The sequence below is a fragment of the Pelomonas sp. Root1444 genome (genome assembly GCF_001426885.1).
Classification (GTDB): domain Bacteria; phylum Pseudomonadota; class Gammaproteobacteria; order Burkholderiales; family Burkholderiaceae_C; genus Pelomonas.
The window spans coordinates 490,866-508,391 of sequence record NZ_LMFP01000028.1; the positions used below are offsets into that span (position 1 = coordinate 490,866).

A 17,526-nucleotide genomic window follows, 5' to 3' on the forward strand; every position below is an offset into this window, starting at 1 on the left:
CCATTGTCGGCGCATCGCTTCAACGGCCGGCTTGCGCGCGCGCGTTCTCCATGACGTTGACCATCGTGTCGGTCCAAAGCCGCGCCTTGTTCTTCGCCAGGTGGTCCAGCAGCGCGTCGTGCGCCTCACGGCTCACGCTCAGGTGCTCGGCGCCCACGCCGTGGAACAGCAGATGCACCATCGCGCGCTGGGTGGCCGCCTTCTCGACCAGGGCAATCAGCTGCTCGCCCGTCCAGCCTTCGACGAAGTACACCGGCACGGCATAGGGGTCGAGCGCGGCCACGTCGGTGACCATCGCCGGATTGGCCGCCCGGTAGGCGACGAAGTGCGGCCGCAGCGCCGTCACGAAGTCCTGGCCGCCGGCCTTCAGGTCCAGGCAGGGGGGCGTGAAGGTGCGCCGGGTCTTGCCGTCCAGGCTCTGCAGCCAGGTGTTGGCCGCAATGACCTGCTCCTGCACCTGGGCCGGCGTCTGGCGCTCCAGGTCGCGGTGCGGCAGCACCCATTCGCGCCCCGGGCCCTTGGCCGAGCAGCCATGGAAGAGGCTGTGGTTGCCCAGCTCATGCCCCGCGGCGGCGGCGGCCTTCCATTCGTGCTGGCGGGCCGGCAGCGTCGGGCCGTTGATGGGGATGTAGAAGCTCGCGCGCAGGCCGCGCTGGTTGAGTGCCGGGATGGCGTGGTCGAGCTGGCTGTCCAGTGCGTCGTCGTAGCCCAGCGTGACAGCCGCCTGCGCGCCGTTGGGCCAGACGAAGGGCGCTGCGTGCGCCGCCAGCGAGACAACCAGGCCGAGCACGGCCACGAGCATTTTTTTCATCACATGCCTTCAACGCAAGGATTGAACCGCCACCAGCGTGCCGATCAGCACCGGCTGGTGGACCATGTAGAAACTCAGCGACCAGCGCCCCAGCACGGCCAGCGGGCGCGGTGCGCCGCCCTGCCAGAGCCGCGGCCACGCACGCGTCGTGACGAAGCCCAGCAGCATGGCGCCCAGCCAGGGCAGCACGGGCACGTAGTCTTCGGTGACGGGCTTGTGCGTGACCAGGCCGACCCAGTTGGTCCAGTGCGTGTCGAACAGCGGGTGCTGCACCAGCTGCGGCGCGGCAATCGCCAGCACTGCCAGCAACAGCAGCACGCCATTCGGCAGCCGCGCCAGGCCCAGGCGCAGCAGCAACAACATCACCGCGATGCCGTGCAGCACACCGAAGCTGATCCAGCTGTCGGGGAACATGAACCAGGAACCGGCCGACACCAGCAGCGCACAGCCGGCCACCTGGGCCCAGCGCCGCCAGAATCGGCCCGCGCCCTGCCCGCCCATGACCGCCAGCGCCTGGCCGGCACCGGCGCAGAACAGAAAGAGGCTGACGATGCAGGTGCGCTGCCAGGTCCAGACCGGGTCGCGGTAGAAGTCCTGGCGGATCCAGCCGAAGTGGTTCAGGTCGAACCCGAAATGGAAGGCCGCCATCCAGACGATGGCCAGGCCACGCAGTGCGTCGAGGCGGTCGGAACGTTGCAGCGTGTCGGCGGCGGCCGCGGGCATGGCGCGTCAGGGAGTCGGCGAAGAGGCCGCATTCTGGCCCCTGGGGTTGCCGCGCTGCACGAAGCCCTGCGGCAGTAGCTGCTGCTGCTGACGCTGGCGCAGCCGCTCCTCCGCGATGCGCCGCCGGGCGATGCGGTCGCCCTCGTCGGGATCGGCGGCGCTGTGCATGGCCTCGGCGCGCAGCCGGGCGTCGCGGCGGTCACGATCGCCGGTGTTGGTCTGCCGCGCCTGCGCCTGGCGGCTGATGGCCCAGTCGGCGTCGGTGTAGCGGCCCTGTCCCTTGCGGCACTGCCAGGCGCGGCGCACCTCGTCCTGCAGGAACTGCCGCTCCTCGTCGCCCAGCGTCGTCGAGTTGCCGCGTGTCTCCATGCCGCGGATCTCATCGTCGCCCGGGCAGACGTTGCCCACCGGCGCCTGCGCTGGCGCATCCACTGCGGACGCCGCCGACGCGCCGAGCGCAGCGCGCACCGTTTCGGGCTTGATGCCGTCCACCACGTTGGGCTGCAAGCTGCGCTCGGACACCGGTTGCCCGCTGCCCGGGCAGGGCTTGTCGCTGAAGCGCACCCGGCCCTCCGTCTCGCATTTCCAGACCTGCTGCGCCCAGGCGCTGGACAGCGCCAGGCACAGTCCCAGGCTCAAACCCACATGCTTCATTGCCGGCCTCCGCTCTCCACTGAAAATGCGGCCCATCCGAAACCGCTGCTTGCTCCACCATGTCCAAGCGACTGCTCACCCTGACACTCCTCGCATTGTTCAGCACCGGCTGCGTCTGTGCCCAGACCAAGGCCCAAGACAAGGCTGCGCAGCCCCGCGCCGTCAGCGCCCGCGGCGCGCTGGACGCCGAGGAGATGAACAACATCGGTGTCTTCAAACGCGTCAGCCCGTCGGTGGTGCACATCACGACGCTGGCCGTGCAAAGAGATTTCTTCTCGCTGCGCACCAGCGAGCAGCCCAGCGGCACCGGCACCGGCTTCGTCTGGGACGACGCCGGCCACATCGTCACCAACTTCCACGTCATCCAGGGCGCCGACCGCGCCACCGTCACGCTGAACGACCAGAGCAGCTACCCGGCCAAGCTGGTCGGCGCCTTCCCCGACCGCGACATCGCCGTGCTGCGCATCGAGGCGCCGCGCGACAAGATGCCGGCGATCTCGGTGGGCACCAGCCGCGAGCTGCAGGTGGGCCAGAAGGTCTACGCCATCGGCAACCCCTTCGGCCTGGACCAGACGTTGACGACCGGCATCGTCTCGGCACTGAACCGCGAGATCGAGTCGGTCACGCGGCGCACGATCAAGGGCGCGATCCAGACCGACGCGGCGATCAACCCCGGCAACTCGGGCGGGCCGCTGCTGGATTCGGCGGGGCGGCTGATCGGTGTCAACACGGCGATCTACAGCCCGAGCGGCGGCAGCGCGGGCATCGGCTTTGCGATTCCCGTCGACGAGGTCAACCGCATCGTGCCGCGGCTGATCCGCGACGGCCGCTTCATCCGGCCGGCGCTGGGCGTGACGTCGGGGCCTGAGAACCTCGCCAAGGCGCTGGGCGCGCCCAAGGGCGTGCTGCTGGTCAACGTAGCGGACGGCAGCCCCGCCGCCGCGGCCGGCTTGAAACCCTTCGGCCGCGATCGCAGCGGGCGCATCGTGCAGGGGGACGTCATCACCGCCGTCGACGGCGTCGCTGTGGCGGACCTGGACGACATGCTGTCGCTGCTGGAGACGCGGCAGATCGGGGAGAAGGTGACGTTAACGGTCTGGCGGGCGGGGCAGACGAGGAAGGTGGCGGCGACTTTGGGGAGTTCCGACTAAGAATCCGGCCCAGGACCGAATCCCTCGGCCTGCCTCCGCCCACCTGCCAACCACACCCATGAAGATCGTTTCGCTGCGGCTCGCTGTGTTTGCCGCAACAGCAACCCTTCAGGGTTGCACTGCAATTGCGCCCCCGCAGCCTGTCGACATCGACCGCTGCCCCGCTTTCATTGGCGCAGCCCGATTGGGAGAGGGCGGTGAGCTGTTGCTCATGCTCAGAGCGGAAACCGAGGACGGCGCGGTGGGTCATGCGTTGATCGTCATTCCACGCTCTGACCCGAGATATGGGCAACACATCCAGCACATCGGGGGGCTTCGCCAGGGCGAAGAAAAGCTCGTGCCCTCTTGGGGCTGCAAGGCCGATCGGGCAAGCACCCAGCCCGTAAAGTAGTGCCCCTGCCCAGGACGCCACATCCGCGCTGGGCTCACTCGACAAAACAGGACGACACCCCATGGGCGCGCAATGGAAAGCCAAGCACAAAGACATCGCCGCCAATGCCAAGGGCCGGCTGTTTGGCAAGCTGGCCAAGGACATCATGATTGCCGCGCGCGGCGGCGCTGACCCCAAGGACAACGCGAAGCTGCGGCTGGTGGTGGAGCAGGCGCGCAAGGTGTCCATGCCCAAGGAGACGCTGGACCGCGCCATCAAGAAGGGTGCCGGGCTGACCGGCGAGACCGTGCACTTCGAGCAGGTCATCTACGAAGGCTTTGCGCCGCACCGCGTGCCGGTGATGGTGGAGGTGCTGACGGACAACGTGAACCGCGCCGCGTCGGACATGCGCGTGCTGTTCCGCAAGGGGCAGCAAGGCACGCCGGGCTCGGTGAGCTGGGACTTCGACCACCTCGGCCTGATCGAAGCCGAGGCCGCGACGCCCGGCGCCGATGCCGACACCGCCGCCATCGAGGCCGGCGCGCAGGACCTGCTGCCAGCGGATGAGGACGGCGTCACCGTCTTCCTGACCGACCCGACCGACCTCGACCTCGTCAGCCGTGCCCTGCCCGCGCAAGGCTTCACCGTGCTGAGCGCCAAGCTGGGCTACCGGCCCAAGAATCCCATCGACCCGGCGAGCCTCAGCGCCGAGCAGCTGGAAGAGGTGGAGAGCTTTCTCACCGCGCTGGACGACAACGAAGACGTGCAGCAGGTGTACGCCGGCTTGGCCGGGTAGGCCGGTCAGCCGGGGTTGGCGGCTGCTTCGATCAGCCAGCGCTCGAAGGCCTTCACCGCCTGCCGCGACCTGGCCGCCGGGTCGACGATGAGCCGGTAGGCGCGCGCGGACTCGATGCCGGCGTCGAAGGGCGTGACGAGCTGGCCGCTGGCCAGCAGCGCGTCCACCAGCGGGCGCCGCCCCAAGGCCACGCCCTGGCCCGCCACGGCGGCGGCAATGGCCTCCGAATAGCTCGAAAAGCTCAGCCGCGCCGCCGGCCGCAGGTCGCTCAGCCCCCAGGCGCTGAGCCACGGCTCCCACTCGGCGGGCATGCCGGCGCTGTCGCCGTCCATGGCCAAGTGCAGCAGTGTGTGGCGCGCCAGGTCGGGCGGCTCGCGCAGCGGCAGGTCCAGCTCGCCAACCAGGCGCGGGCTGCAGACGGGCAGCATGGATTCAGCAAACAGCTGCCGGCCCTGCGCCGCGCCGACGGGGCTGTAGCGGATGGCGAGGTCGAAGCCCTCGCTGGCAAGGTTGCGGTTGCCCAGGCCCGCGTCCAGGCGCACGTCGATGCCCGGATTGGCGCGTGTGAAGGCCGTCAGCCGCGGGATCAGCCACAGCGAGGCGAAGCCGGGCGTCGTCGTCAACGCCAGCACCTGGCGCTGATGCGGCTCGCGCACCGTGCGCACGGCCACGCGCAGCGTGTTCAGCGCAGCCGCGCAGGCCGAATACAGCCGCTGGCCATCCTCCGTGAGCGCCAGCGCGCGGTGACGGCGCTCGAACAGCGTGACGCCCAGCTCCTCCTCCAGCGCACGCATCTGCCGGCTCATGGCCGACTGGGTGACGAAGCGCTCCGCGGCCGCCTGCGTGAAGCTCAGGTGCCGCGCTGCGGCCTCGAAGGCAGCCAGCAACTGCAGCGGCGGAAGTCGGTCGAAGGGTTTGGTTGACATGCGCTGGCGGAATGCGAAGCCTTCCGAATGATCGTTTGTCGGCTCGCGACCGAAGCGCCACTATCCGCGCCAGACGGCCCCAACGCAAGCATGCCAACCCGGCATGCCACCCTGGCCCGACAGGAGCACACCATGCTGACCGCCACTGCCCACACCCGCATGCTGCTGCAACGGGGCCAGACCTCGCGCCTGGCCGGCGCGCGTGCAACCCACCTGTCCAGCGCCAGCGGCACGCTATGGGTCACCATCGACCACGACGCGCGGGACATCATCCTGGAGCCGGGCCAGGGTTTCACCGTACGCAGCAGCGAGGCGGTCACGGTCAGTGCGCTGAGCGGCCCCGCCGTGCTGGACCTGAGACCCGTTGAGGCCCGCGCATGAACCGGCTGCTCGCCCCGCAGACCGCCGCTCCCGACGCTGCGCTCGACAGCGAGCGCTGGGCCCTGGCCGGCGGCCGCATCGCCCACCTGCGCCAGCTGCGCCCCGGCGACGTCGGCGCCGAGAAGGCCTTCTTCAACGGGCTGTCGCTGGATTCGCGCCATCAGCGCTTCCACTTCGGCCTGCGCGAGCTGAGCCCGGCGCTGCTGAAGCTGCTGACCGATGTCGACCAGCGGCTGCACCGCGCCTGGGTGGTCGAGGCCGAAGCGCCGGGCCGGCCGGTCGTTGCCGACGCGCGCTATGTGCGCGACCCGGCCGAGCCGGCAACGGCCGAATTCGCGCTCGCCGTCGCCGACGACTGGCAGGGCCGCGGGCTGGGGCGCCGGCTCGTCGCCCATCTCGCCAGGGAGGCGCGACGCCAGGGCGTGCAGCGGCTGTACGGCGAGGTGCTGGCGGAGAACCGCCGCATGCTGGCGCTGATGCGCGAGTTGGGCGCGAGGCTGCAGGCGCATCCCGACGGCCCGCAGCTGGTGCGTGCGGTGCTGACCCTCTGAGCCCCCGGGGCGCTGCGCCGGCCCGGGCGATCATGCGGGCATGCGACGACTCCTCTTCACCGGCCTTGCGCTCGCCGCCGGCACGCTGCTGCTGAGCCTGGCAGCCGGCGAACTGCTGACGCGGCCGGCGCACGCACGCATCGGCCCGCCGCCTGCCGGTCTTCAAGCCGAGGTCGTGCACATGGCCTACGGCGACGGCCGGCAGGTCAGCGGCTGGTTCCTGCCCGGCCGCGCCGGCGAAGGCGCCGTGCTGCTGTTGCACGGCGTGCGTGGCAACCGGCTGCAGATGCTGGCGCGCGCCCGCTGGCTGCAGCAGGAGGGCATCGCCAGCCTGCTGGTGGACCTGCCCTCGCATGGCGAAAGCAGCGGTGACCGCATCACCTTCGGCCGTCGCGAGGCGCCGGGTGCGCAGGCGGCGTTGGCCTGGCTGCGCGCACGGCTGCCGGGCGAGAAGATCGGCGCCATCGGCGTGTCGCTCGGCGGCGCAGCACTGCTGGTTGCCGACCGCCAGCCGGAGCTGGATGCGCTGGTGCTGGAGTCCGTCTACCCGACCATCACCGACGCCGTGCAGGACCGCCTCGCCATGCGGCTGGGCGGCGCGGGCGTGTGGGTGGCGCCGCTGCTGCTGATGCAGATCCCGCTGCGGCTGGAGTTCGGCGTGCAGGACCTGCGTCCCATCGCCGCCATGCCGGGCGTGCGTGCCCCGCTGCTGGTGGCCTCCGGCACCGAGGACCTGCACACCCGCTGGCCGGAGACCGAGCAGCTTTTCGCCGCCGCGCCCGAACCCAAGGCCTTGTGGGCGGTGCAGGGCGCCGCGCACGTGGACCTGCACGACTACGACACCGCCGCGTACCGGGCACGCCTCCTGCCCTGGCTGCAATCACATCTGCGCAAGCCCCCGGGCTGACGGGGCCAAGCGCCGGCCGGCAAGATAGCCACATGACCGCCCTGCCCCCGCTTTCCATCCTCGACCTGGCGCCCGTCGTCGAAGGCGCCACCACCCGCGAAGCGCTGCTGAACAGCCTGGACCTCGTGCGGCTGGCCGATACGCTGGGCTACACGCGCTACTGGGTCGCCGAACACCACAACATGGAGGGCGTGGCCAGCTCGGCCACCGCCGTGCTGATCGGCCAGCTGGCGGCGGCGGCCACGCGCATCCGCGTCGGCGCGGGCGGCATCATGCTGCCCAACCATGCGCCGCTGACGATTGCCGAGCAGTTCGGCACGCTGGCCGAGCTGTTCCCCGGCCGCATCGACCTGGGCCTGGGCCGCGCGCCCGGCACCGACCGCCCGACGATGCGCGCGCTGCGCCGCAGCCTGGAGTCCACGGGCGAAGACGCCTTTCCGAATGACGTGCTGGAGCTGCAGGGCTATCTCGGGCCGGTGAGCAACGACGCCGCCGTGCGCGCCGTGCCGGGCCAGGGCACCGGGGTGCCCATCTGGCTGCTGGGCTCCAGCCTCTACAGCGCCCAGCTCGCCGCCTACCTCGGCCTGCCGTTCGCGTTCGCGTCGCACTTCGCGCCGGAGATGCTGATGCAGGCGCTGCAGGTCTACCGCGCCACCTACAAGCCCAGCGCCCGCCACCCGAAGCCGCATGCGATGGTGGGGCTGAACGTCGTCGTCGCGCCGACCGACGAAGAGGCGCAATTCCTGTTCACGTCGGCACAGCAGCGCTTCCTCGGCATGGTGCGTGGCCGGCGCGGCAAGCTGCCCGAGCCGGTGCCCAGCATGGAAGCGCTGTGGTCACCGGCCGAGCGCATGCAGGTGGAGCGCATGCTGAGCGAGTCCGTCGTGGGCTCGCCGCAGACGGTGCGTGCCGGTTTGGCCGCCACGCGCGAGCGCACGCAGGCGGATGAGTTCATCGTCGCCTGCGCCGTGCACGACCATGCGCTGCGGCGGCGCTCCTACGAATTGCTGGCGCGGCTCTGAGCCAGCGACGGCGCGACGCCCTCTGCCGGCGCCGTGCCTTGCTTGCTGGCATTTCGATTGCCATGTCACTGGCTCATCGACCGACATCAGCACGACATGCAAACAACGAATGACGCACGCCGCAGCGGCGCCCTCGTCGCCATAGGCGGCAATGAAGACAGGACTCACGGGAAGGAGGTCCTGAAGGCAGCGCTTGCAGCCGCGGAGGGTGGCCCAAGACCGTCCGTCGGTGTCCTGACGGCCGCCAGTCGCGAGCCGTCGCGCTTGTGGCAGACGTATCGCGAGGCGTTCGAAGGGCTCGGCGCCGACGTGTGCTGGGTGGATATCCGTTCCCGTGCGGACGCGGAGTGCCCGAAGCGGCTGGAGCAACTTGCCAAGCTGCACCTGCTGTTCGTGACCGGCGGCGATCAGGAACGCCTGGCCGGGCTGCTGCATGGCACCTCCACCCACCGTGTCCTCCTGCGTCGGCAGCGCGACGACGGGCTCGTGGTCGCGGGGACCAGCGCCGGCGCCTCCATTCTCGGCGTGTGGATGCCAGGCGGCGATGCCAGCGAGGAGAGCGCCACCCTGCTCGACCTGTCCGACGACCCGCTCCCGAGGGGGCTGGCTTTCCTGCCTGGTGTCGTCATCGACCAGCACTTCTCGCAGCGTCGGCGACTGGCCCGACTGATGGATCTGTCCAGCCGGCACGGCGGCCTCATCGGCATGGGCATCGACGAAGACACGGCGGCGATCATCCGGCTGGGCGACTCACTGAAGGTGGTGGGCAGCGGCTCCGTCACGCTGGTGGATTGCCGCAACGCGCACGTGGTGGGCAAAGGCGAGCCATTGGTGTCGCTGCGCCATGTGAGCTTCCATCGTGCCGAAGCGGGGGTGACGTTCAGGTCGAAGTCGGCGTCCAGCGCATTCGCCGCTTTGGTGCCATAGGCAGGCGGCCTGTCAGCGCTACTTGATACGCTGCTTCTCGAGCTTGCGCGCCAGCGTGCGCCGGTGCATGCCCAGGCGCCGGGCGGTCTCGCTGATGTTGAAGTCGGTCTCGGCCAGCACCTCATGGATGCGCTCCCACTCCAGCGTCTTGATGGATGCGGTCTGGCGCTGGGTCACCTCGACCTCGGCGTCGCCCTGCTTGCGCGCGAACGCGGCCTCGATGTCGTCGGTGTTGGCCGGTTTGGCGAGGTAGTGGCAGGCGCCGAGCTTGATCGCCTCCACGGCGGTGGCGATGCTGGCGTAGCCGGTCAGCACGACGATCAGCACTTCGGGGTCCCAGCCGTGCAACGCCTGCACGCAGGCCAGGCCGGAGGCGCCGCCGGCGAGCTTGAGGTCGACGACGGCGTGGCCCAGTTCCTCGTCCTCGGGCAGCTCATCGAGCAGGGCCTTCATGTCGTCCAGGCCGGTGGCGCGCAGCACGCGCCAGCCGCGGCGCTCGAAGGAGCGGCTCAGCGTGCGGGCAAAGCTGTCATCGTCCTCGACGATCAGCAGGAGGCGGTCTTCGTCAACGGTCGGCATCGGGGAGGGATTGTCGCGGCAGCAGTGAGGCCAGCGGCAGCGTCAGCACGACCTCGGCGCCGCTGCGCTCACCGTTCTCGTTGCGGTTGCGCGCCTCCAGCCGCCCGCCCAATGTGCGCGCGACGTTGACGGACAGGAACAGGCCCATGCCGCGGCCGGGTTGACCCTTGCTGCTCTGGTACGGCTCGCCGAAGTGCTTGAGCCGCTCGGCATCGAAGCCGGGACCTTCGTCGAGCACGCTCAGGGAGAGCGTCTCCTCGTCCGGGCAGGTCGCAACCAAGGTGAGCAACGTGCCCGGCGCGGCCTCGGCGGCGTTGTCTAGCAGGTTGCCGACGACCTGTTGCAGCGCGCTGTCCGAGATGATCTCCACGTCGGGCAGGCCTTCGCTGCGCAGCACCAGTTCGACGCCTGGGTGTGCGGCGCGCCAGTGCCGCGCCAGGCCGTCGATGAAGGCCTGCAGCGCCGTCAGCCGCGGCGCCTCGCCACGCATCTCGCCGGCCGACATCAGGATGCCGGTGACGATGGCCTTGCAGCGCAGGATCTGGCGCTGCATCTCCTCGATCTCCTCGCGCAGCTCGGGCTCGCCGGCAAACGGCGCCATGTGGGCCCAGTCGCCGAGGATGACGCTGAGCGTGGCCAGCGGCGTGCCCAGCTCGTGCGCGGCGCCGCTGGCGAGCAGGCCCATGCGCACGATGTGCACCTCCTCGGCGGCGCGTTGGCGCAGCTCGGCCAGCTCGGCATCACGCTGGCGCAGGTTGCGGTTGATGCGCACGATGAACACGGTCAGCAGAGCCACGTTCAGCACGAAGCACAGCAGCAGGCCGCCGAGGTAGTTGGGCGACAGCGTCGTGGGCGCCGACGGGTCCAGCAGCAGCGGCCGGTGCCATTGCGTGAGCACGACGAAGCCGGTCAGCGTGCTCAGCACGATGGCCCACAGGTAGCCTGGCCGCAGCAGCACCGACGCGACGGCCACCTGCAGCAGGTAGAGGTAGATGAAGGGGTTGTCGCTGCCGCCCGCGAGATAGAGCTGGCCGGTCAACACGCCGACGTCGACGAGCAGCGCGATGCACAGCTCGACCTGCGACACCGGCTTCGCCAGCCGGTTGCGCCACAGGCTGAACAGGTTGAACGCGATGAGGATGCCGAGCAGGCCGAGCATCTCGGCCCAGGGCAGCGCGATGTCGAACACCTGGTGCACCACCAGCACCGTGGCGAGCTGGCCGACGACGGCCAGCCAGCGCAGCTCGATCAGCTGGCGCACATTGGCGCGGCCCGCGCGACGCTCCGGCGCGGCGGCCACGGGCTCCGGCGGCGCCGGCGTGAGCGTGAGGTCAGGCATCAATGGGAGGGGCTCCGGCGGCGTTCCTCGCGCACCAGGTAGCCGGCCGCGACTGCGGCCATGGCCGCAAGCGCCAGCCAGGTGGCGGCGTAGACGGCGTGATTGTTGGTGAAGCGCAGCACCGTCAGCCCGGGGCGCGGCCAGCGGCGCGGCTGGGCGGCGTCGGCGGACTCGTCGACGAAGAACGGGGCGACCGGGCCGGTGAGCGCGAGCTGGGCCGCAATGCCGGCCACGTCGCGCGAATACCAACGCCCCTCGGCGGGCATGTTCTGCCGCAGCGGGCCGCCGCCAGGCTCGGACAGCCGCAGCAGGCCGGTCAGCTCGACGGTGCCGGCAGGCGCCGCGTGCAGTTCAGGCGCGCGCTGCTCCGGCGGCACGAAGCCGCGGTTGACGAGGACGGTGCGGCCGTCGTCCAGACGCAGCGGTGCGATGACCCAGTAGCCGCCGCCGAGTTCGGTGGTGGCCTGCACCAGCACCTCGCGCGGCTCGAATTGGCCACGCAGGCGCAGCCGGCGGTATTCGTCGGCCTTCGTGACCTCGGTGGAAACCGCCGGAGGAGCGACGGGCTCCGCCTTCAGCCGCGCCTCGACGCGTTCGATGAGATCGAGCTTCCAGCTGAGGCGTTGGACCTGCCAGCAGGTCAGCGCCAGGAAACCCAGGCTGGCCAGCGCCGCGCCAACGATCAGCGCAATTCGTGCGGCGCGGCCCATACCCGATCAGGGCATGTTGCGCATGGCCGCAGGATCGGGCGTGGGCATCATGTTGGTGTTCATGTGGTACATGACCCAGACCGAGCCGGCCAGCATGATGACGACCAGGGCCACCGTGAACAGCAGCGCCAGCATGGACCAGCCGCCCTCGACCTTGGCGTTCATGTGCAGGAAGTAAATCATGTGCACGACCATCTGCACCGCCGCGAAGCCGAGGATGACGAAGCCGGTCATCTTGGGGCTGGGCAGCACCTTGGCCATGACCAGCCAGAACGGGATGGCGGTCAGGATGACGGACAGGATGAAGCCGGTCGCGTAGCCCTTGTAGCTGACGTGGAAGTCTTCCTCGCCGTCCAGGTGATCGTCGTGGGCGTGGTTGTCGTGGTTGTGGGCAGCCATCACAGCACTCCCATCAGGTAGACGAAGGTGAAGACGCCGATCCAGACGACGTCCAGGAAGTGCCAGAACATCGACAGGCACATCAGGCGGCGGCGGTTGGCGGGCGTGAGGCCGAGCTTTTGCACCTGCACCATCAGCGTGACGAGCCAGACGCAGCCGAAGGTGACGTGCAGGCCGTGCGTGCCGACCAGCGTGAAGAAGCTGGACAGGAAGGCGCTGCGCTGCGGGCCGGCGCCCTCGTGGATGAGGTGGTGGAACTCGTAGAGCTCGATGCCCAGGAAGCCCAGGCCGAACAGGCCCGTGATGGCCAGCCACGCCAGCACCTGGCCCTTGCGGCGCGCCTGCATGCCGATCATCGCGAAGCCGTAGGTGATGGACGAGAACAGCAGCAGCGCGGTGTTGGCGGCCACCAGCGGCAGGTCGAACAGGTCGGCGCCCGAGGGGCCGGCCGCGTAGCTGCGGCCCAGCACGGCGTAGACGGCGAACAGCACGGCGAAGATGAGGCAGTCGCTCATCAGGTAGAGCCAGAAGCCCAGCATGGTGCTGCCGGGCGGATGGTGGTCGCCGGTGTCGTAGAAAACGGTGGCAGCGACCGGGGCGCCGTTCGAGGGAGCGGTCATGCTTGCAGTCATGTCGGTGCTCCGGTCAGGCTGCGGCGGCGAGCACGCGGGTGCGCTCGTCTTCGGCGCGCGTCACAGCCTCGGCTGGGATGTGGTAGTCGCGGTCGTAGTTGAAGGTGTGCACGATGGCCGCGATGACGGTAGCGGCGAACGTCAGGCCGGCGACCCAGTACATCTGCCAGACCAGCGCGAAGCCCATCACCGTGGCCAGCATCGCGATGATGAAACCGGCGCCGGTGTTCTTCGGCATGTGGATGGACACGAAGCCCTTCAGCGGACGCTCGGCGCCGCGTTTCTTCATGTCGTACCAGGCGTCCATCTCGTGGGCGATGGGCGTGAAGGCGAAGTTGTAGTCCGGCGGCGGCGAGGCCGTGGACCACTCCAGCGTGCGGCCGCCCCAGATGTCGCCGGTCACGTCGCGCAGCTGCTTGCGGCGCAGCACGCTGACGGCGATCTGGACCAGGAAGGCCGCGATGCCCAAAGCGATGATGCCGGCGCCGACTGCGGCGATGACGAACCAGATCTGCAGCGACGGGTCGTCGAAGTGGCTGACGCGGCGGGTCACGCCCATCAGGCCCAGCACGTACAGCGGCGCGAACGCGACCCAGAAGCCGATGAACCAGCACCAGAACGAGACCTTGCCCCAGAAGGCGTCCAGGCGGAAGCCGAAGGCCTTGGGGAACCAGTAGTTGATGCCGGCGAACAGGCCGAACACGACGCCGCCGATGATGACGTTGTGGAAGTGGGCGATCAGGAACAGGCTGTTGTGCAGCACGAAGTCCGCCGCCGGCACGGCCAGCAGCACGCCGGTCATGCCGCCGATCGTGAAGGTGACCATGAAGCCCACGGTCCACAGCATCGGCACCTCGAACTGGATGCGGCCGCGGTACATCGTGAACAGCCAGTTGAAGATCTTGGCGCCCGTCGGGATCGAGATGATCATCGTCGTGATGCCGAAGAAGCTGTTGACGCTGGCGCCGGAGCCCATCGTGAAGAAGTGGTGCAGCCACACCAGGTACGACAGGATGGTGATGACGACCGTCGCATACACCATGGAGGCGTAGCCGAACAGCTTCTTGCGGCTGAAGGTGGACACCACCTCGGAGAAGATGCCGAACACCGGCAGCACCAGGATGTAGACCTCGGGGTGGCCCCAGATCCAGATCAGGTTCACGTAAAGCATGGCGTTGCCGCCGAGGTCGTTGGTGAAGAAGTTGGTGCCGAGGTAGCGGTCGGCGGTCAGCAGCGCCAGCGTCGCGGCCAGCACCGGGAAGGTGGCGACGATCAGCACGTTGGTGCACAGCGACGTCCAGGTGAAGACGGGCATCTTCATCATGGTCATGCCGGGCGCACGCATCTTGATGATGGTGGCGATCAGGTTGATGCCGGACAGCGTCGTGCCCACCCCTGCGATCTGCAGCGCCCAGAGGTAGTAGTCCACCCCCACGTCCGGGCTGGCCAGGATGCCGGACAGCGGCGGATAGGCCAGCCAGCCGGTCTTGGCGAACTCGCCGATGAACAGCGAGGCCATGATCAGCCCGGCGCCGCCGGCGGTCATCCAGAAGCTGAAGTTGTTCAGGAACGGGAAGGCCACGTCGCGGGCGCCGATCTGCAGCGGCACGACGTAGTTCATGAAGCCCGTCACCAGCGGCATGGCGACGAAGAAAATCATGATGACGCCGTGCGCCGTGAAGATCTGGTCGTAGTGGTGCGGCGGCAGGAAGCCGGCGTTGTCGCCGAAGGCCATGGCCTGGTGGGCGCGCATCATGATCGCGTCGGCGAAGCCGCGCAGCAGCATCACCACGCCGAGGATGACGTACATGATGCCGATCTTCTTGTGGTCGATGCTGGTGATCCAGTCGCGCCACAGATGGCCCCACAGGCGGAACTTGGTGATCAGGGCGAACACGAACACGCCGCCCAGCACGACGGCCACGAAGGTCGCGAGCAGGATGGGTTCGTGCAGCGGAATCGCGTCCCAGCCGAGACGGCCCAGGACGGGGTGAAGCTGACTGGCAGCCTGGTGCTGCGCAACTACGGCATTGGACATCGGCGGACTCAGTTCTTCAGCGTGGCGGCCGCTTGGCCGGCTTCGACCTCAACGGGCAGACCCAGCGGATTGGTCGGCGTGCAGAGCGCGGCAACGACGATGCGCTCGCGCTGGGCGCCTCCGGCATCGCGCCAGGCACTGCGCATCGTGCTGGCCAGCCCGCCCTTGCCGGCACCACCGGCGGCGTCGATGGCCATCATCTGGCTGGCGCACATCTTCTTGCCGTCGACGCAGCGGTCGACGATGGCACCCCACAGGCCCGGCTCGACGCTGGCGAAACGGCGCACCGGCTCCTTGGCGCTGGGCTGTTCGAGCTTCAGGTAATCGGCACGAGTCAGCGTGTTGCCGGCGCCCTTGCCCGCGGCGACCCAGCGCTCGAACTCCTCGCTGGAGAGGCCATGGAACTTGAAGCGCATGTCCGAGAAGCCGGCGCCGCTGTAGTTGGCCGACAGGCCGTCATAGACGCCGGGCTTGTTGATGACCGCGTGCAGTTGGGTCTCCATGCCGGGCATGGTGTAGATCATGCCGGCCAGCGCAGGCACGTAGAAGGTGTTCATCACCGACGTCGACGTGAAGCGGAAGTGGATCGGGCGATCCACCGGCGCGGCCATCTCGTTGACGGTCGCGATGCCCTGCTCCGGGTAAATGAACAGCCACTTCCAGTCCATGGAGACGGCGTAGACCTCCAGCGGCTTGACGTCGGCCGGCAGCGGCCTGTCAGCGGCGATGCGGTCCAGCGGGCGGAAGGGGTCCAGCTTGTGCGTGCTGATCCAGGTGATCGCGCCCAGCGCGATGATGATCAGCAGCGGCGCGCCCCAGATGACGAGCTCGAGCCGGGTGGAATGGTCCCAGTCCGGCGCATACGTCGCCTCGGCGTTGGACTGCCGGTAACGGTAGGCAAAGAACAGCGTCAGCGCGATCACCGGCACGATGATCAGCAGCATCAGCAGCGTGGAGGTGACGATGAGCTGCGCCTGCTGCTGCGCGATGTCGCCGTGGGGCTTCATCACCACCCAATCACAGCCGCACAAAGCGAAGCTGGCTGACAAAGCCAGGACGCGAGAAGGGAGAGACTTGTTGGGGTACATCCTGAGTGGCGCGCAAGGGTTAACGATCTTGCACGTGGAACGGGAATGTAAGTTGATTGAGCCAAATCAACGATTGGACATTTTGTCCTAGTCACCGACGGAGACAAGCCCGAAATGGCAAGCGCAAGCAGTACCTTCCAGACCCCGCAATCCGGCCCGTTCACGACGCGCACCGACGAAGATCTCGCGCCCGGCGACATCGCCGTCGGCGTCATCATCGGCCGGGCCTCGGAGTATTTCGACTTCTTCGTCTTCGGCATCGCCTCTGTGCTGGTCTTCCCGAAGGTGTTTTTCCCGTTCGTGGAACCGCTGACCGGCACCCTGTACGCCTTCCTGGTGTTCGCGCTGGCCTTCGTCGTGCGGCCGCTGGGCACGCTGATCGGCATGGAGATCCAGCGTCGCTTCAGCCGCTCGACCAAGCTGACCGCCGCCCTGTTCCTGCTCGGCAGCTCCACGGTCGCCATGGGGCTGCTGCCCAGCTTCACCGAGGCGGGCAGCACGGCCATTCTGTTGCTGACGCTGTGCCGGATCGGCCAGGGGCTGGCGCTGGGCGGCTCATGGGACGGCCTGCCCTCGCTGCTCGCCTTGAACGCCCCGCCGGACCGCCGCGGCTGGTACGCCATGCTGGGCCAGCTCGGCGCGCCGCTGGGCTTCTTCGTGGCCTCGGGCGTGTTCCTGTACGTCTACAGCAGCCTGGATGCCAAGGATTTCCTGTCCTGGGGCTGGCGCTTCCCCTTCTTCACGGCCTTCGCGATCAACGTCGTCGCGCTGTTCGCCCGCCTGCGCCTGGTCGTCACGCATGAGTACGAGAAGCGCATGGAGGAGCATGAACTGGACCCGGCGCACCTGAGCGAGCTGCTGCCGGCCCAGGGCCAGCACATCGTCATCGGTGCCTTTGCCGCGCTGGCCAGCTATGCGCTTTTCCATCTCGTGACGGTGTTCCCGCTGTCCTGGGTGGCCCTGTTCTCCGACCAGGGCGTCGAGGACTTCATGAAGATGGAACTGCTGGGTGCCGCCTTCGCCGCGGTTGCCATGCCGATGTCCGGCCTGATCGCCGACCGGATGGGCCGCCGCAGCTTCCTGGGCACGCTGGCCATCGCCATCGGCGTGTTCGCGCTGTTCGCCCCGCTGATGTTGGGCGGTGGCAAGCCCGGCCAGGCGGCCTTCATCCTGATCGGCTTCGTGCTGCTGGGCCTGTCCTACGGCCAGTCCGCCGGCTCGGTGACGTCCAACTTCCTGCCGCACTTCCGATACACCGGCGCGGCGTTGACGGCCGACATGGCCTGGCTGCTCGGCGCGGCCTTCGCACCGGTGGTCGTGCTGTTCCTGTCCTCGCGCTTCGGGCTGGGCTCGGTCAGCGTCTACCTGCTGTCGGGCGTCGTCTGCACGCTGCTGGCCCTGCGGGTGAACAAGCGGCTGCAGGCGGCGGCGGTGGTGCAGGACTGAAGCACCGCGCGACGCTTCGCAAGGCGGGCCTGGCCCGCCTTTGTTTTGCCCGAACAGTTTCCTTTTGTGGAAAGTT

General features: G+C 68.9%; 20 protein-coding genes. 9 read left to right on the forward strand and 11 right to left on the reverse strand.

Going from position 1 to position 17,526, the window contains the following annotated elements:
• Positions 1-19: 19 nt before the first annotated feature.
• From ASD35_RS20020 to ASD35_RS20030, 3 genes are read right to left on the reverse strand one after another with little or no spacing between them, the layout of a single operon-like run.
• Positions 20-811 carry a polysaccharide deacetylase family protein gene (locus ASD35_RS20020; RefSeq protein ID WP_056876708.1) on the reverse strand — a complete coding sequence of 264 codons (792 nt, stop codon included), beginning with the start codon at positions 809-811 and terminating at the stop codon, positions 20-22.
• Between the two features lie 9 nt (positions 812-820).
• The gene (locus ASD35_RS20025) at positions 821-1,534 is read right to left on the reverse strand and encodes a DUF1624 domain-containing protein (protein ID WP_056876709.1); all 714 of its coding nucleotides are present in this window, start codon (positions 1,532-1,534) and stop codon (positions 821-823) included.
• 6 nt (positions 1,535-1,540) lie between these two features.
• Entirely contained in the window at positions 1,541-2,188 is a 648-nt protein-coding gene (locus tag ASD35_RS20030; protein ID WP_056876710.1) for a DUF4124 domain-containing protein, read from the reverse strand.
• 59 nt (positions 2,189-2,247) lie between these two features.
• Here ASD35_RS20030 and ASD35_RS20035 point away from each other — a divergent pair, with 59 nt between their 5' ends.
• The 3 genes from ASD35_RS20035 to ASD35_RS20040 all read left to right on the forward strand — a co-directional run bounded on the left by ASD35_RS20035 (position 2,248) and on the right by ASD35_RS20040 (position 4,505).
• The gene (locus ASD35_RS20035; RefSeq protein ID WP_056876711.1) at positions 2,248-3,339 is read left to right on the forward strand and encodes a S1C family serine protease; all 1,092 of its coding nucleotides are present in this window, start codon (positions 2,248-2,250) and stop codon (positions 3,337-3,339) included.
• Positions 3,340-3,397: 58 nt separating this feature from the next.
• A complete protein-coding gene (locus ASD35_RS27405; RefSeq protein WP_157275674.1) occupies positions 3,398-3,730 on the forward strand; it encodes a hypothetical protein in 333 nt (110 codons plus the stop codon).
• A gap of 61 nt (positions 3,731-3,791) precedes the next feature.
• Entirely contained in the window at positions 3,792-4,505 is a 714-nt protein-coding gene (locus tag ASD35_RS20040; protein ID WP_056876712.1) for a YebC/PmpR family DNA-binding transcriptional regulator, read from the forward strand.
• A 5-nt stretch (positions 4,506-4,510) separates the two neighbouring features.
• Here the strand turns inward: ASD35_RS20040 and gcvA are convergent, their stop codons facing one another.
• Positions 4,511-5,431, reverse strand: a complete 921-nt coding sequence (gene gcvA, locus ASD35_RS20045) for a transcriptional regulator GcvA (RefSeq protein ID WP_056876713.1) — start codon at positions 5,429-5,431, stop codon at positions 4,511-4,513.
• Positions 5,432-5,563: 132 nt separating this feature from the next.
• On the opposite strand from gcvA, the gene ASD35_RS20050 reads away from it, so the two are divergent.
• The 5 genes from ASD35_RS20050 to ASD35_RS20070 all read left to right on the forward strand — a co-directional run bounded on the left by ASD35_RS20050 (position 5,564) and on the right by ASD35_RS20070 (position 9,219).
• Complete coding sequence (locus ASD35_RS20050) at positions 5,564-5,812, forward strand: DUF2917 domain-containing protein (RefSeq protein ID WP_056876714.1); 249 nt, start codon at positions 5,564-5,566, stop codon at positions 5,810-5,812.
• Positions 5,809-6,363, forward strand: coding sequence for a GNAT family N-acetyltransferase (locus tag ASD35_RS20055; RefSeq protein ID WP_056876715.1), 555 nt, complete (start codon positions 5,809-5,811; stop codon positions 6,361-6,363). The genes ASD35_RS20050 and ASD35_RS20055 overlap by 4 nt, the downstream gene beginning before the upstream one ends.
• Before the next feature lie 40 nt (positions 6,364-6,403).
• Positions 6,404-7,270: an alpha/beta hydrolase gene (locus ASD35_RS20060; protein ID WP_056876716.1), complete on the forward strand. Its 867-nt coding sequence runs from the start codon at positions 6,404-6,406 to the stop codon at positions 7,268-7,270.
• Between the two features lie 41 nt (positions 7,271-7,311).
• The gene (locus tag ASD35_RS20065) at positions 7,312-8,292 is read left to right on the forward strand and encodes an LLM class flavin-dependent oxidoreductase (RefSeq protein WP_056877448.1); all 981 of its coding nucleotides are present in this window, start codon (positions 7,312-7,314) and stop codon (positions 8,290-8,292) included.
• Positions 8,293-8,388: 96 nt separating this feature from the next.
• Positions 8,389-9,219 (forward strand): cyanophycinase, encoded by an 831-nt coding sequence (locus ASD35_RS20070; protein WP_082580301.1) that lies wholly within the window; start codon positions 8,389-8,391, stop codon positions 9,217-9,219.
• Positions 9,220-9,237: 18 nt separating this feature from the next.
• Here the strand turns inward: ASD35_RS20070 and ASD35_RS20075 are convergent, their stop codons facing one another.
• The 7 genes from ASD35_RS20075 to cyoA are packed head-to-tail and all read right to left on the reverse strand — an operon-like array spanning position 9,238 to position 16,004.
• Complete coding sequence (locus tag ASD35_RS20075; RefSeq protein WP_056876718.1) at positions 9,238-9,798, reverse strand: response regulator transcription factor; 561 nt, start codon at positions 9,796-9,798, stop codon at positions 9,238-9,240.
• Positions 9,785-11,137: an ATP-binding protein gene (locus tag ASD35_RS20080; RefSeq protein WP_056876719.1), complete on the reverse strand. Its 1,353-nt coding sequence runs from the start codon at positions 11,135-11,137 to the stop codon at positions 9,785-9,787. Before ASD35_RS20080 ends, ASD35_RS20075 begins: the two co-directional genes overlap by 14 nt.
• Positions 11,137-11,847: an SURF1 family protein gene (locus ASD35_RS20085; protein ID WP_056876720.1), complete on the reverse strand. Its 711-nt coding sequence runs from the start codon at positions 11,845-11,847 to the stop codon at positions 11,137-11,139. Before ASD35_RS20085 ends, ASD35_RS20080 begins: the two co-directional genes overlap by 1 nt.
• A gap of 6 nt (positions 11,848-11,853) precedes the next feature.
• Entirely contained in the window at positions 11,854-12,246 is a 393-nt protein-coding gene (cyoD, locus tag ASD35_RS20090; protein WP_056876721.1) for a cytochrome o ubiquinol oxidase subunit IV, read from the reverse strand.
• Complete coding sequence (cyoC, locus tag ASD35_RS20095) at positions 12,246-12,866, reverse strand: cytochrome o ubiquinol oxidase subunit III (protein WP_056876722.1); 621 nt, start codon at positions 12,864-12,866, stop codon at positions 12,246-12,248. Before cyoC ends, cyoD begins: the two co-directional genes overlap by 1 nt.
• Before the next feature lie 25 nt (positions 12,867-12,891).
• A complete protein-coding gene (gene cyoB / locus ASD35_RS20100; protein ID WP_056876723.1) occupies positions 12,892-14,916 on the reverse strand; it encodes a cytochrome o ubiquinol oxidase subunit I in 2,025 nt (674 codons plus the stop codon).
• Between the two features lie 8 nt (positions 14,917-14,924).
• On the reverse strand, positions 14,925-16,004 hold the full coding sequence (cyoA, locus tag ASD35_RS20105; RefSeq protein WP_056876724.1) for a ubiquinol oxidase subunit II: 1,080 nt from the start codon (positions 16,002-16,004) through the stop codon (positions 14,925-14,927).
• A gap of 114 nt (positions 16,005-16,118) precedes the next feature.
• Between cyoA and ASD35_RS20110 the strand changes: the two genes are divergently transcribed.
• Complete coding sequence (locus tag ASD35_RS20110; RefSeq protein ID WP_056876725.1) at positions 16,119-17,450, forward strand: MFS transporter; 1,332 nt, start codon at positions 16,119-16,121, stop codon at positions 17,448-17,450.
• Positions 17,451-17,526 lie beyond the last annotated feature (76 nt).